Consider the following 13,322-nt stretch of genomic DNA (forward strand, 5'->3'; position numbering starts at 1 on the left):
GGAGGCGGCCGTGGTCAAGAGGCGGGAGGGGAACGGTGGGGCTTCCGGGGCTCTCCGTTCCTTCCCGCGGGTCCGGCACGGGTACCGGACCGGAGACCGGGGCGCTCAGCGGCCCAGCCGGTCCAGCACCCCGCGCGGTCGGTTCGTGATGATGGCGTCGACGCCCAGTCGGACGCAGAGGTCCACGTCCTCCGGTTCGTTCACCGTCCACACGTGCACCTGGTGGCCCGCCCGTTTCAGCCTCTCCACGTAGGCGGGGTGACTGCGGAGGATCCGCATCGAGGGGCCCGCGATCCCCACGCCCCCCGGCAGCCGTCCGTCGCGCAGCCGGGGCGAGACGAACTGCATCAGATAGACCGTGGGCAGCGTCGGCGAAGCGGCGTGCACGCGGTGCAGCGAGCGTGCCGAGAAGCTCATCACCCGCACCGGGGAGGCGCCGGCCGTGGCGGGCGCGTCCAGGCCGAACCGCTTCAGGAGCACCAGCAGCCGCTCCTCCACCTGTCCCGCCCAGCGCGTCGGATGCTTGGTCTCGATGGCCAGCTCCACCCGGCGCCCCGCGTCGGCGACCAGCTCCAGCAGCCGTTCCAGGGTGAGGACGGAGGTGGCGTCCCGGTCCTCCGGCCGCACCTCCCAGTCGGGCTCCTCGTCGCGCGTGTTCCACGCCTCCCGCGTGACCCGCGTCTTCCAGGAGCCGAAGTCCAGGGTCGCCAGGTCCGCGAGCTCCAGCTGCGAGACCGCGCCGCGGCCGTTGGACGTGCGGTTGACGCGGCGGTCGTGGACGCAGACGAGATGGCCGTCCGCGGTCAGCCGCACGTCGCACTCGAGGGCGTCCGCGCCGTCCTCGATCGCCTTGCGGTACGCGGCCAGGGTGTGCTCGGGGGCATCCTCGGAGGCTCCGCGGTGGGCGACGACCTGGATGCGCTGTTGCTGTCGTGCGTGGGTCACCGCGTCATGGTGCCACCGGTGCGGGGTACGCGTCCGGCGGGCCGGACCACCGACGTCGGCGGGCCGGACCGCGGGCAGCGCCGGGCGGGATCGCGGGCGTCGGCGGGCAGTCGTCTGAGAACCCTGTGAGAACCCGATGAGATGTTCCGATGATGTGTCGTTTATGAAGCAAAATGCACCATATAAGGAATGGTCAAGGACCCACAGGCACCGCTTATGGTGCTCTGACGGCCCGTGGGAAAAGCTGACACGTACAAAAGCACATGCACAGCTGCAGCACGCGGGGTCGACGACAAGCGTGAACGAGCGTGACCGAGTGCGACCGAGAAAAACAGCCGTGGACCGAGGAGAAGAGCTGTGAGCACCGAGAACGAGGGCACCAACGAGGGCACCCCGGTTCCCCCGGCCCCGTCCGCACCCCCCGTGCCGGTGGAACCCCCCACGGCCTCCCCCCTGCAGACCGCCCCCGGCGCCGGCGCCCCCACCACCCCGCTGCCGACGGCGCCCCCGCCGGCCGCACCCCACGCCTCGCGGGGCGGCGCTCCCGAGGGCGACTGGCCGCCGCCCGCCCCTCCCGGCGCGGCCGCCCCGGCGGACGCCGCCTGGCCGCCCCCGCAGCCGTCCGCCCCGGCCTACGCCGACGACGGCTTCGGCGCGCACTCGGCGCAGCCCGGGAACGCCGACGGCCCCGGCGGCCCCGGAACCGGCACCCCCGCCTGGGGCGCCGCCCACCAGCAGCCCGTCCCGCCCAAGGCCCGCCGCGGCCGCGGCGGGCTCGCCGCCGCCGTCCTGGTCGCCGCCCTCGTCGCGGGAGGCCTCGGCGGCGGTCTCGGCTACACCCTCGCCAAGAACGACGACACCGGCTCGACCACCGTCTCCGCCTCCGACAGCGGCGGCTCCGTCAAGCGCGACCCGGGCACCGTCGCCGGCGTCGCCGCCAAGGCGCTGCCCTCCACGGTCACCATCCAGGCCGAGTCCAGCGACGGCGAGGGCGGCACCGGCACCGGCTTCGTCTTCGACACCCAGGGCCACATCGTCACCAACAACCACGTCGTCGCCGACGCGGTCGACGGCGGCAAGGTGACCGCCACCTTCCCGAGCGGCAAGAAGTACGACGCCGAGGTCGTCGGTCACGCCCAGGGTTACGACGTCGCGGTCATCAAGCTGAAGAACGCCCCCTCCGACCTCAAGCCGCTCACCCTCGGCGACTCCGACAAGGTCGCCGTCGGCGACTCCACGATCGCCATCGGCGCGCCCTTCGGCCTGTCCAACACGGTCACGACCGGCATCATCAGCGCGAAGAACCGCCCCGTGGCCTCCTCCGACGGCACCGGCAGCTCCTCCTCCTACATGAGCGCCCTCCAGACGGACGCCTCCATCAACCCGGGCAACTCCGGCGGCCCGCTGCTCGACGCCCAGGGCAACGTGATCGGCATCAACTCCGCGATCCAGTCCACCGGCAGCGGCGGCCTGGGCGGCACCACCCAGTCCGGTTCGATCGGCCTAGGTTTCGCCATCCCGATCAACCAGGCCAAGTACGTCGCGCAGGAACTGATCAAGGACGGGCAGCCGGTGTACGCCAAGATCGGCGCCTCCGTCTCCCTGGAGGAGTCCACGGACGGTGCGAAGATCACCGACCAGGGTGCGGGCGGCGCCGCCGCCGTCGAGGCGGGCGGCCCCGCGGCCAAGGCCGGACTCAAGCCCGGCGACGTGATCACCAAGCTCGACGACAGGGTGATCGACAGCGGCCCGACCCTCATCGGTGAGATCTGGACCCACAAGCCGGGCGACAAGGTCACGATCACCTACGAGCGCGACGGCAAGACCCGCACCGTCGACCTGACCCTCGGTTCCCGCAAGGGCGACAGCTGACGCCCCGGCGCCCCGCGGGGCGCCACCCGCTCACGGCCACCCGTTGCTCTCGTCCTCGCGTCGTCCCCGCGTCGTCCGTGCAAGGCCGACGCGGGGAGGTGTGCCGAGCGGCCCGAGGGAACGGTCCTGGAAACGCGAGAGCGTGACAGCGTTCCCGCGGATGTTGCCCGCACCACCTCCGCAGGTCATGGACGTGCTGGTCAAAAGGGGTGCCCCTCGACGAGGGGCACCCCTTCTGCGTGCGAGCTGTCTCACCTCGATCTGGTTCTGCCGCGGTGCGGATCAGTGCGTGTGGACCAGGTGTGGACCGGAGTCCGGCAGAAGCGAATCACTCGCCCGCTGGTCAGAACCCCCTTGCGGTCCGGAGCGTGGACCGCTGCCCGGGACCGCGCGAAGGCGGGTCGGCGGCCTCGGCGTGTGAGGCCGGAAGCGCCGAGACGCGGCAAGGAGGGAGGCGGTCTGCCGGAAGCCATGATTCCGGCAGACCGCCTCCCTCCTTGTGAGCCACCGGATCAGAGCAGCGCGCCGTCGGTGATCTGAGTGGCCACGCCGTTCTTGACCACGACCTCGGCCTCCACGCCCTTCTTGGAGGCCTTCTCCAGGTCGGCCTCCTCGCACGGGGCGTCCACCTTCGAGCCGGCGACGCCGCAGATCTGGCCACCGCCCAGGATCACGGTGTCCTCGGCGAGGAAGAACGCCTGCTGCTCACCGCCGGAGCCCTGGGCCGCAGGACCGTCGACCAGGTACTTGCCGGGTGCCAGGTACCGCACGATGCCGTACCAGGTGCCGTTGACGCCCTTGCCCTTGGCGAGGCCCTCCACGACGGTCTCGCCGGAGTCGGACGTGTTCGCGGACCCGGACGTGCCGCTGCCGCCGGACGTGTTCCCGGACCCGGACGCGCTGCCACTGCCGGACGTGTTCGCGGACCCGGACGTGCCGCTGCCGCCGGACGTGTTCCCGGACCCGGAGGGAGACGCGGAGGTGCCGCCGGCGCCCGTGGCTCCGGACTCGCTCGCCGCCGCAGACGTGTCGGCCTTGCTGGAGGAGCTGTCGGCGGCGTCGTCGCCCTGGCTGCACGCCGTCATCAGCAGGGTGCTGCCCAGGAGCGCGGCGGAGACGAGGAAGGCGTTGCGACGGTTGCGGATCATGGGTCAAGTCCCCTGAGTGGTCGAGGTCGGGGCTGAGGCGTGTTCAGTCCCTGGTGCGTGTTCGATCATTAGGAGGGGGCCGGGACCCGAACGGATGCCTCGATCTTTGACTCAAGACGGCATCGTCACTGTCCCGTTACGAGATCGACTCGTCGTCACGGACCGGGGGTTGTTGCTCCTCGCCACGCGTCAGGGATGAGGACGACACCTGTCAGGCGAACGGCACGCGCTGTCCGTTCGCTCTCAGGGGCCTCCAAGGCCCGCTCGATCTGTTCGTCCGAGCGCTGCCGGCTGCGGTGAATCGCCTTGGCGCGCAAGCGGAACAGGAAGGCGATGCCGTGGCCTGCCCGGCGTGCGACTCCGGCCGGTGAGACGCCGGACCCAAGCCGGGGCGAGACGGCCGCGCGGCGCATGGAGCACGGCCCGTCGGCCGGCGGCGAGGCTGCTTCCGACTGCGTCGGTACTGCGCGCCGGACGGCCTTCCACGCCTCCCCCCCGTACTCCTTGGACAGGAGGTGACCACCCCGGGGCACGCGAAAGAGCCGGTCATCCTCGGCAGTGCCGAACTCCTCGACGTGCTCGCGGACCGTGCTCCCCGCTTCGAGCCCGCGCCCGGTACTCTGTATCCGCTCCGCCCCAGGTGGGCCGGGGCGCGGGAGGCGTGCCCGAGCGGCCTAAGGGAACGGTCTTGAAAACCGTCGTGGCAGCGATGTCACCGTGAGTTCGAATCTCACCGCCTCCGCCTGATGGGCAGTGAGGACGGCCCCCGACCTGGTTCGACGGTCGGGGGCCGTTCGCTCGCCCGGACTCCGGGACTTTCCGCTGTTCCCCGTGGTCCCCCGCTCGATCGGGCACGAGTGGGGCACGGCACCCGAGGTGCGGCCTCGTCCTCATCAGGCCGGTCACCGGCATGGCGCAGTCACGGATCCCCGCCGTCGACCGCGGGCCGGACGCCCGTCGAGATGCGGCGGTGACCGGGCTGGTTCGTGTCCGCCGGTGTCAGCCGCCGATGCCACGCGCCGGGACGGTCCGGCTCATCCACGGTCCTGGAGCAGGAACCGTGAGAGGGGCATCGACGCGGACGGTGGCACCGAGGGCTCGCGGACGAGGAGTCGACACAGGACGCCCCGCGCCCGCGACGTGATCCGCCGGACCGGCCCTAGCCGACCTCGTAGCGGCCGACCTCCAGGAAGTGGCGCAGTGCTTCCGGGGTGTTGGCGTCGAGGGCGGCGCCGGCCGCCGCGCGCAGGGCGTCGCTGATGCCGGGGTCGGCGAGAAGCCGGGAAATGGCGACCCGGTCGTCCTCGGCCTGGGCCAGGCGGTAGCCCGTCTCCAGCCAGGCTCGTATCTGCTGGGAGTTGTTGTTGTCGAGAAGCTGGTTGATTTCCGCACGGACGCGCTTGCCGCTGTCGGGGTCGGCGAGGAGCCGGGAAAGGGCGACCCGGTCGTCCTCGGCCTGGGCGAGGGGGTAGCCCGTCTCCAGCCAGGCTCGTATCTGCTGGGAGTTGTTGTTGTCGAGAAGCTGGTTGATTTCCGCACGGACGCGCTTGCCGCTGTCGGGGTCGGCGAGGAGCCGGGAAAGGGCGACCCGGTCGTCCTCGGCCTGGGCGAGGGGGTAGCCCGTCTCCAGCCAGGCGCGCATCTCCTCCACGGTGCCGCTGTCGAGGAGCGCGTTCGCCTCCCGGATCACGCGCCTGCCGCTGTCGGGATCGGCGAGGACGCGGGATATCGCCACCCGCAGGTCGTCCGCACTCATCTCGTCGTAGGGCGAGCCGGCCGTCGCGACGGTGACTGCGGGGGCGACGGAGGCGGCCATGGACGGCGTGGCGAGTAACAGCGCCGGGGCAAGAGCGCCCGCGGCCACAGCAAGGATCACACGAGTCGATCTCATGAGGTCAACCACCTTTGTCATCTTCGAGGAGCATGCGGTCCCGGGATTCTTCCAAGAGGGAATCAGCCGGCGCAGTGCCTCGATCAGGCAGCCTTCGCCGCTCCCGCTTGCCGGTGGCTCGCATCACCGCGACGGACCCGCCGTCCGCAGGACCGCCGAAAAGGGTGCCCCTCGACGGAGGGGCACCCTTTTCTCGTGCCGTCCGTCGTGCCGTGGCCCGGTCGTGCGGTCCGCCGTTCGCCGGGGTGTGCCGGCCGGTGCTCGTGACGGCCGTGGCGGGGCCGCGTCGGCCGGTGGTGGGTCAGGTGCGGGCACCGGCGGCCGGGTCGTGCAGGCAGAGCGCGATGTTGCGGACCGCGGCGGTGAGTTCCTCGATCACCCGGGCCGCCTGTTCGGCGTTGTGGAAGGCCGGACGCCCGGTCAGGGACAGGCCCAGCTCCTCCGCGGCCTGGAGGGCCCGGCCGGCGCCGTCGGCGGGGGAGGGGACGGCCAGGCGGGACCCCTCGGCCGCGGGGGACGGTTGCGGTGCGGCGGGCCGGCCCGCCGCGACGGGATCCGCCGGGGGCGGGCCGGAGAGCGAGCGCACACCGGAGACGGAGCGCACACCGGAGATCGAGCGTGCACCGGACACCGCGGACGCACCGGACACCGCGGGTGCGCCGGAGGCGGCGGGTGCGCCGGAGACCGGGGCTGTCGGCTCGGGGGCGGTCGGTGCCGACGGCGCGAGCGGTGGCGTGGCGCACGTCGCTTCCCTCCGGTACCGGTCGAAGGGGACGTGGAAGGCGCCGGAGTCACCGGTCACGGAGACGCACTCCTCCCGCGGCCGCGACGGTGCGACCGGTGCGGGGTGGGTGCTCCGGGGGATCCGCTCGGTGGGCGGGGCCAGGTCCGGCGCGTTGCGGGTCCGGGGCAGCACGAAGTGCTCGAAACCCGGGAACGCCGGCGTGGCGGGGGGCGTGGCGGGACGCGGGTTGTACTCGGTCTGCCACTGCATGCGGTAGCAGTCGACCTGGTCGGCGCAGGCGGTGCGCGCGTGGAAGACCGCCGTGTCCTCCCCCAGGGGCGGGTACCAGAGGTTCGGCCCCGGGAAGCGCACGGTCCGCACCCGCGGCCTGATCGGCTCGGCGCACCCCATGCAGCAGCCCTCCGGCACCATGAGCGGGATGCCGCCGTTCTGCTCCGGCCAACGGGGACCGCCCTCCCAGCGGTACTCCCCGTGACGGCAGGGCGGCAGCTCGCCGCAGGCGCGGCAGACGGCGTAGTGCTCCGGGAGGACCTGCCAGTCGTGGCTGGCGGGGGCGCACCAGTGCTTCGGCGTGGACCGGGGCAGGTTCTCGTTGCGCAGCACGAGGACCACCGGACGCTTGTAGAACTCGGTCCGCTCGGGGGCGGGTTTGCCCGGCTGGTTGTTGGCCCGGCGCAGTTCGTTGGCGTGCCACCACAACTCCACGTGGTCGCGCCAGGCCTTCTCGTAGATGTCGGGCCACCGGTCGCCGGTGTAGCTGTTGATCTCCAGGATCCGCCATGCCTGCCGGTCGAGTACCACGATGGAGCCGGCCCGCAGCCGCATGTGCGTTCCGTCGTCACCCTCGTCCGGCCAGTCGTGCCGACCGATACGAGTGGGCTGGTCTGGGTGCCATCTGCGAGCCTGCATGTCATGCTCCTCGGCACGAAACTTCATAGTTTCAACTGGGGCAGTTGATGACATTCTGAACAATCCGGACGTTTAACTCGGTGTAGACACGCGCACGCTGTTGACCGAAGGCGACCGGAAACGCTTTCCGTGGCACCGATTCCTTTGGAAACGCTCTGGGACGCGGGCTTTTCGGCCCCCGGGCGCCGCCGGGGCCTGGCATTGCGCCGAATGCGGAGCAATGGTCCCGTACCCCGGCACACCGCCTCAAAGCCCACCGTACGGGTGATGACGTTCGGGTGGGCGGCACTCCGTACGTGTGTATTGCACCGTGTCCCCGTCACCGGACGCCGTGCGCGGGTGCGTTCGTGGGCCGGGGACAGGGGGCAGGGGGCAGGGGATCCGAGGCGCCGGAGCGCCGACGTGCCAGGGTGCCCTGGCGTCCGGACGGCGTTCCCGCGGCCCGGCGTCGGACGATCCCCGCCTCCTCGGAGCGGACCGGTCGAACCGCCGTCTTCCGCGAGGGCGGGCGATCCTGGTGACGGCCCGTCATGAGTGGCGGGAGAAGCGGAGCACTTGACCCTCACGCGGCGGGATGCCGCATGGTCGGTGGTGTGGAAGAGCACCTGACCGTGGGCGCGTGGCCGGGCTGGCCGGCGTGACCGTCCGCACGCTGCACCACTACGACGAGATCGGCCTCGTGCGGCCGTCGGCGCGGACGACCGCCGGGTACCGGGCCTACTCGGCGGGTGACGTGGAACGGCTGCGGGAGGTGCTCGCCTACCGACGGCTGGGCTTCGGACTGCGCGAGATCGCGGGCCTGGTGGACGACCCGGCCACCGACGCGGTCGCGCACCTGCGCCGGCTGCGCGGCCTGCTGGCCGGACAACGCGACCGCGCCGCCGCCACGGTGGCGGCCATCGACAAGGAACTGGAGGCGCGGGCCATGGGGATCAGGACGACACCGGAGCAACGACTGAAGCTCTTCGGGGCGCAGTTGTACGACGTCATCGGGTCCGCCTACCCGGCGACGCGACGCACCGAGCCGAGGATCGCCGCGAGGGTCCGGGAGGCGCTCGGGGACGCGCGGACGGTACTCAACGTCGGGGCCGGCACCGGGTCCTACGAGCCCTCCGACCGCGACGTCACGGCGGTGGAGCCGTCCGCGGTCATGCGGGCGCAGCGTCCCGCGGACGCGGCGCCGTGCGTGGCCGCCGCCGCGGAGAGCCTCCCGTTCGCGGACCGGTCCTTCGACGCCGCGATGGCCTTCAGCACCGTTCACCACTGGCAGGACCCGATCGCCGGGCTGCGCGAGATGCGACGCGTGGCCCGACGCGTGGTGGTGTTCACGCACGACGCCGGTGATGACGGATGGCGTCACCGGTTCTGGCTCACCCGTGACTACCTCCCGGAGGTCGCGGGGCTGGTCGCGGGCCGGCCCCCGGTGGACCGGCTGGCCCACGCGATCGGGGCCCGCATGGAGCCGGTGCTCGTTCCGTGGGACTGTGCCGACGGCTTCTTCGAGGCCTACTGGCGCCGGCCCGAGGCGTACCTGGACGCACACGTGCGCCGCGCGGTGTCGGTGTGGACCAGGGTGGGGCCGGAGGCGGAGCGGCGGGCGGTGGACGGTCTCCGCGACGACCTCTCCTCGGGCCGGTGGGCCGAACGCAACCACGACCTCGTCGGCCTCGACGCGGCGGAGCTGGGTCTCCGTCTACTCGTGGCGTGAGGCGCCGTCGGACCGGATGGCGTCGGACCGGATGCCGTGAGGCCGGACGCCTTCGGACCGGATGCCGTCAGGCCAAAACGGTGGGGCGGGAACGGCGGGAACGGCGGGGCCGGAAGGGGGGCCGCCCTCCCGAGCGGCACCCCCTTCCGTGTCCCCCCGTCACGGTGGCTCGTGGGCGCCGGGGTGCGGTGGGGGCCGGAGGCGGGCCGTGCGGGCCGCCGAGGCCAGGGTCGAGCGGGCCTCCCGGGGCGGCAGGCCGGTGCGGACGGCCGCGTCGACGAGGGCTTCGGAGAGGGCCTCGCCGACGCCGTCCTCGTAGGCCCGGCAGGCCGCCCAGTACAGGCGGGTGTTGCGTTGTCCCCGGTGGGCCGCGAGGACGAACTGGACGAGGCCGTGGCCGTGCGTCCCGCCGGCCGCCGGGGGCGCCTGCCGAGGAAGGCGGGGCGGCGGGAGGAGCAGGCGCAGCAGGGCGCGGGGGCAGGGGGCGGGGACGAGGTGGCCGGAGCCGGGGGCGACCGCGTACACGCCGTGATCGGTGCGGGAGCCGGGGCCGACGAGATAGCCGCCGGCGCCGCGGATGTCGATGCCGGGGGCGAGGCGGCCGGCCGAGTTGGGGACGACGACGTCCGCGGGGCCGGTGAGCCAGAGGTGGCGGCCGCCGGAGGGGGTGAGGACGACGACCGTGGGCGGGATGGTGAAGAGGTGGCGCAGGGCGAGCTCGCGCAGGGCGGTGGCGGAGTCGGTGCCGGACTTGGTGTCGAGGTCGACGCCGATCAGGTGGTGCGGGGGGAGGCCGCAGGCGATGCCGTAGCCGGTGGCCCAGGGGGCGGCGGCGAACAGCTCGCGGATGTGCGCGGGGTCGGTGGTGGCGTCGTACACGCCGTGGCCGGGGCGGCCGCACGCGCCGTGGCAGGGCGGGGCCTCGGGGTCGTCGCGGTGGGGGGAGCGCAGCGCGGGGAGCTTGGTCCGGGACAGGGGGATGACGGCCAGGCCGCGTTCGGCGGCCGTCAGGGCGTGGGCGAGGGCCAGGGCGGTGGCCTGCCGGGGGTACCGGTCCGTGGTGGCCATACCTCTATTTTCGTACATGCGTTCGAGAATGGGAAGGGGGCCGGCCGCCCTCCGGTGCCGGGCCGCTCCCTTCCGCGCCGGGGGTGGCCGGGCGGGGAGCGTCCGTGCCCCGGTGTCGTCGGCGTGCGGCCCCCAGGGGCGATCCCGCAGGGGCGGGCGCGGTCTCGTCCACCTTCAGGAGGTGGGGCCGGCACCACCCCTACAACCTGAGGCGGACCCGGCTTCGGCACCTGCGGCCGATCCGCGGGAGGCGGGTGCGAACCTAGCGTGGAGCCCATGACCACACCCGTCTGCACCCGCGCCTCGAACGGCAGGACGCGGCCTTCTTCGTACCCGTCCTTCACGTCGTACGTCAGTGCCCGTCAGCCGGTGCTGCTGCGCACGGCGCGGTCGCTGACCGCGAACCCGAGCGACGCCGAGGACCTGCTGCAGACCGCGCTCGCCAAGACCTACGTCGCGTGGGAGCGGATCGAGGACCACCGGGCGCTCGACGGCTACGTCCGCCGTGCCCTGCTGAACACGCGCACCTCGCAGTGGCGCAAGCGCAAGGTCGACGAGTTCGCCTGCGAGGAACTGCCGGAGCCGGAGCCGCGGCCCGGCGACGGGGACCCGGCCGAGCGGCAGGCGCTGCACGACGCGATGTGGCGGGCGATCGCGAAGCTGCCGGCCCGGCAGCGGGCGATGGTCGTCCTCAGGTACTACGAGGACCTCAGCGAGGCGCAGACGGCGGAGGTGCTCGGCGTCTCGGTGGGCACGGTGAAGTCGGCGGTGTCGCGGGCGCTCGGCAAGCTCCGGGAGGACCCCGAGCTGGATGTCGTCCGCTGAGGCCTGTCCGGCGGATCATGCCGGAGACGCGGGGTCCGGCACGTCCTTCTGAGGGAGGCGTTGTCGCCGGTTGCCGACTCCCCCACGCTCGGCTGCGCTCGCGCGGGGGGACCCCATCGCGTCGCCGCCCTCCTCCGCCTTGCGGCCGAACGCACCAGGCCCCGCTCACCCGGGCGGCAAGGCACTGCCGATTTCCTCCGACTCGATCCGCCGGACAGGCTCCGGCGCGCCGGCGTCGCGGTGCGCAGCGGGCCGCAACGTGACCTGATCGATCCTCGCCCCCTAGTGACATACCGCTTGGTATGTGCGCAGAATCAGCGCAACCGTTACCACCGCGTAGGCAATGTCGCCGCACCTGGGAGGACGCCGTGCTGAGCACCATGCAGGACGTACCGCTGCTGATCTCGAGGATCCTGACCCACGGGTCGACGATCCACGGCTCGTCGCAGGTGACGACATGGACCGGCGAGGGCGAGCCGCACCGGCGCAGCTACGCCGAGATCGGTGCCCGGGCCGCCCGGCTGGCGCACGCCCTGCGCGAGGACCTCGGTGTCGCCGGCGACGACAGGGTCGCGACCCTGGCCTGGAACAACGCCGAGCACGTCGAGGCCTACTTCGCGATCCCCTCCATGGGCGCGGTGCTGCACACCCTCAACCTGCGGCTGCCCGCCGAGCAGCTGGTGTGGATCGTGAACCACGCGGCCGACCGGGTCGTCATCGCCAACGGCTCGCTGCTGCCGCTGCTGGCCCCGCTGCTCCCGCACCTGAAGACGGTCGAGCACGTGGTCGTGACCGGTCCCGGCGACCGCTCGCTCCTCGCGGGCGCCACGGCCCGGGTGCACGAGTACGAGGACCTGATCGCCGGCAGGCCGACCGTCTACGACTGGCCCGAGCTGGACGAACGCCAGGCCGCCGCCATGTGCTACACCTCCGGCACGACCGGCGACCCCAAGGGCGTGGTCTACAGCCACCGTTCGATCTACCTGCACTCCATGCAGGTCAACATGGCCCAGTCGATGGGCCTGACCGACCAGGACACGTCCCTGGTGGTCGTCCCCCAGTTCCACGTCAACGCCTGGGGCCTGCCGCACGCCACCTTCATGACCGGCGTCAACATGCTGATGCCGGACCGCTTCCTGCAGCCCGCGCCCCTCGCCGAGATGATCGAGGGCGAGAGGCCGACCCACGCCGCCGCGGTGCCGACCATCTGGCAGGGCCTGCTGTCCGAGCTGACCGCCAGGCCGCGCGACGTCTCCTCCCTCACCCAGGTCACCATCGGCGGCTCGGCCTGCCCGCCCTCCCTCATGGAGGCCTTCGACGCGCTCGGCATGCGGGTCTGCCACGCCTGGGGCATGACGGAGACCTCCCCGCTGGGCACCATCGCCCGCCCGCCGGCCGCCGCGGTCGGCACGGACGCGGAGTTCGGCTACCGCCTGACCCAGGGCCGTTTCCCGTCCGGGGTCGAGGCCCGCCTCACCGGGCCCGGCGGCGAGCGGCTCCCCTGGGACGGGGAGTCCGCGGGCGAGCTGGAGGTCCGCGGTCCGTGGATCGCCGGCGCCTACTACAACGGTCCCGAGGGCGAACCCCTGCGCCCCGCCGACAAGTTCAGCGAGGACGGCTGGCTGAAGACGGGGGACGTCGGCACCATCTCCGCCGACGGCTTCCTCACCCTCACCGACCGCGCCAAGGACGTCATCAAGTCCGGCGGCGAGTGGATCTCGTCGGTGGACCTGGAGAACGCGCTGATGTCCCACCCGGCCGTCGCCGAGGCGGCCGTGGTCGCCGTCCCCGACGACAAGTGGGGCGAGCGTCCACTGGCCACGGTCGTCCTCAAGGAGGGCGCCACCGCCGACTTCGAGTCCCTGCGCGCCTTCCTCGCCGAAGAGGGCGGCGTCGCCAAGTGGCAGCTCCCGGAGCGCTGGACGATCGTCGAGGCGGTCCCGAAGACGAGCGTGGGCAAGTTCGACAAGAAGGTGCTGCGCAGGCGGTACGCGGCGGGCGACCTGGACGTCACCCGCCTCTGACGGCTCCGGCGGCTCTGACACACCCCGTCCGCCCGGCAGGGCACCTCGCGGCCCCTGCCGGGCGGACGGCTGTGCGCGGAAGGCCGGCCGGCGTCGCGCCGGCCGCCGGGACCACCCGCCGCCGGAGCCGCCCGGCCGGCGACGGTGCCCCGCCCCGCCGGGCCGCGGGCCGCCGTCGCGCCGTGGA

9 protein-coding genes and 1 tRNA gene are annotated in these 13,322 nt (G+C 73.0%); 5 read left to right on the forward strand and 5 right to left on the reverse strand.

Annotated elements, in window-relative coordinates; genetic code table 11:
- Positions 1-105 precede the first annotated feature (105 nt).
- A complete protein-coding gene (locus ACZ5FU_RS11420; RefSeq protein ID WP_468833985.1) occupies positions 106-945 on the reverse strand; it encodes a glycerophosphodiester phosphodiesterase in 840 nt (279 codons plus the stop codon).
- Positions 946-1,302: 357 nt separating this feature from the next.
- Here ACZ5FU_RS11420 and ACZ5FU_RS11425 point away from each other — a divergent pair, with 357 nt between their 5' ends.
- Positions 1,303-2,817 (forward strand): S1C family serine protease, encoded by a 1,515-nt coding sequence (locus ACZ5FU_RS11425; protein ID WP_469045253.1) that lies wholly within the window; start codon positions 1,303-1,305, stop codon positions 2,815-2,817.
- A 512-nt stretch (positions 2,818-3,329) separates the two neighbouring features.
- Here the strand turns inward: ACZ5FU_RS11425 and ACZ5FU_RS11430 are convergent.
- A complete protein-coding gene (locus ACZ5FU_RS11430; protein WP_451780568.1) occupies positions 3,330-3,965 on the reverse strand; it encodes a hypothetical protein in 636 nt (211 codons plus the stop codon).
- A 655-nt stretch (positions 3,966-4,620) separates the two neighbouring features.
- On the opposite strand from ACZ5FU_RS11430, the gene ACZ5FU_RS11435 reads away from it, so the two are divergent.
- Positions 4,621-4,707 (forward strand) — tRNA-Ser (locus tag ACZ5FU_RS11435).
- 417 nt (positions 4,708-5,124) lie between these two features.
- Here the strand turns inward: ACZ5FU_RS11435 and ACZ5FU_RS11440 are convergent.
- Both ACZ5FU_RS11440 and ACZ5FU_RS11445 read right to left on the reverse strand, forming a co-directional pair.
- On the reverse strand, positions 5,125-5,856 hold the full coding sequence (locus tag ACZ5FU_RS11440) for an ALF repeat-containing protein (RefSeq protein ID WP_469045254.1): 732 nt from the start codon (positions 5,854-5,856) through the stop codon (positions 5,125-5,127).
- 301 nt (positions 5,857-6,157) lie between these two features.
- Positions 6,158-7,510 carry a hypothetical protein gene (locus tag ACZ5FU_RS11445; protein WP_451780565.1) on the reverse strand — a complete coding sequence of 451 codons (1,353 nt, stop codon included), beginning with the start codon at positions 7,508-7,510 and terminating at the stop codon, positions 6,158-6,160.
- 619 nt (positions 7,511-8,129) lie between these two features.
- On the opposite strand from ACZ5FU_RS11445, the gene ACZ5FU_RS11450 reads away from it, so the two are divergent.
- Positions 8,130-9,218: a MerR family transcriptional regulator gene (locus ACZ5FU_RS11450; protein ID WP_469045255.1), complete on the forward strand. Its 1,089-nt coding sequence runs from the start codon at positions 8,130-8,132 to the stop codon at positions 9,216-9,218.
- A 159-nt stretch (positions 9,219-9,377) separates the two neighbouring features.
- Here the strand turns inward: ACZ5FU_RS11450 and ACZ5FU_RS11455 are convergent, their stop codons facing one another.
- Positions 9,378-10,286, reverse strand: coding sequence for a bifunctional DNA primase/polymerase (locus tag ACZ5FU_RS11455; protein ID WP_468833943.1), 909 nt, complete (start codon positions 10,284-10,286; stop codon positions 9,378-9,380).
- A gap of 276 nt (positions 10,287-10,562) precedes the next feature.
- On the opposite strand from ACZ5FU_RS11455, the gene ACZ5FU_RS11460 reads away from it, so the two are divergent.
- Positions 10,563-11,111 carry a SigE family RNA polymerase sigma factor gene (locus tag ACZ5FU_RS11460; RefSeq protein WP_451531337.1) on the forward strand — a complete coding sequence of 183 codons (549 nt, stop codon included), beginning with the start codon at positions 10,563-10,565 and terminating at the stop codon, positions 11,109-11,111.
- A gap of 380 nt (positions 11,112-11,491) precedes the next feature.
- Positions 11,492-13,135, forward strand: a complete 1,644-nt coding sequence (locus ACZ5FU_RS11465) for a long-chain fatty acid--CoA ligase (RefSeq protein WP_451780574.1) — start codon at positions 11,492-11,494, stop codon at positions 13,133-13,135.
- Positions 13,136-13,322 lie beyond the last annotated feature (187 nt).

The organism is Streptomyces sp. NPDC031554 (genome assembly GCF_055580685.1).

Excerpts from the sequence above, each read along its gene's own strand:
- ACZ5FU_RS11430 (WP_451780568.1), bottom strand. The coding sequence starts at position 3,965 with ATGATCCGCAACCGTCGCAACGCCTTCCTCGTCTCCGCCGCGCTCCTG.
- ACZ5FU_RS11440 (WP_469045254.1), bottom strand. The coding sequence starts at position 5,856 with ATGAGATCGACTCGTGTGATCCTTGCTGTGGCCGCGGGCGCTCTTGCC.
- ACZ5FU_RS11445 (WP_451780565.1), bottom strand. The coding sequence starts at position 7,510 with ATGCAGGCTCGCAGATGGCACCCAGACCAGCCCACTCGTATCGGTCGG.
- ACZ5FU_RS11455 (WP_468833943.1), bottom strand. The coding sequence starts at position 10,286 with ATGGCCACCACGGACCGGTACCCCCGGCAGGCCACCGCCCTGGCCCTC.
- ACZ5FU_RS11460 (WP_451531337.1), top strand. The coding sequence starts at position 10,563 with ATGACCACACCCGTCTGCACCCGCGCCTCGAACGGCAGGACGCGGCCT.
- ACZ5FU_RS11465 (WP_451780574.1), top strand. The coding sequence starts at position 11,492 with ATGCAGGACGTACCGCTGCTGATCTCGAGGATCCTGACCCACGGGTCG.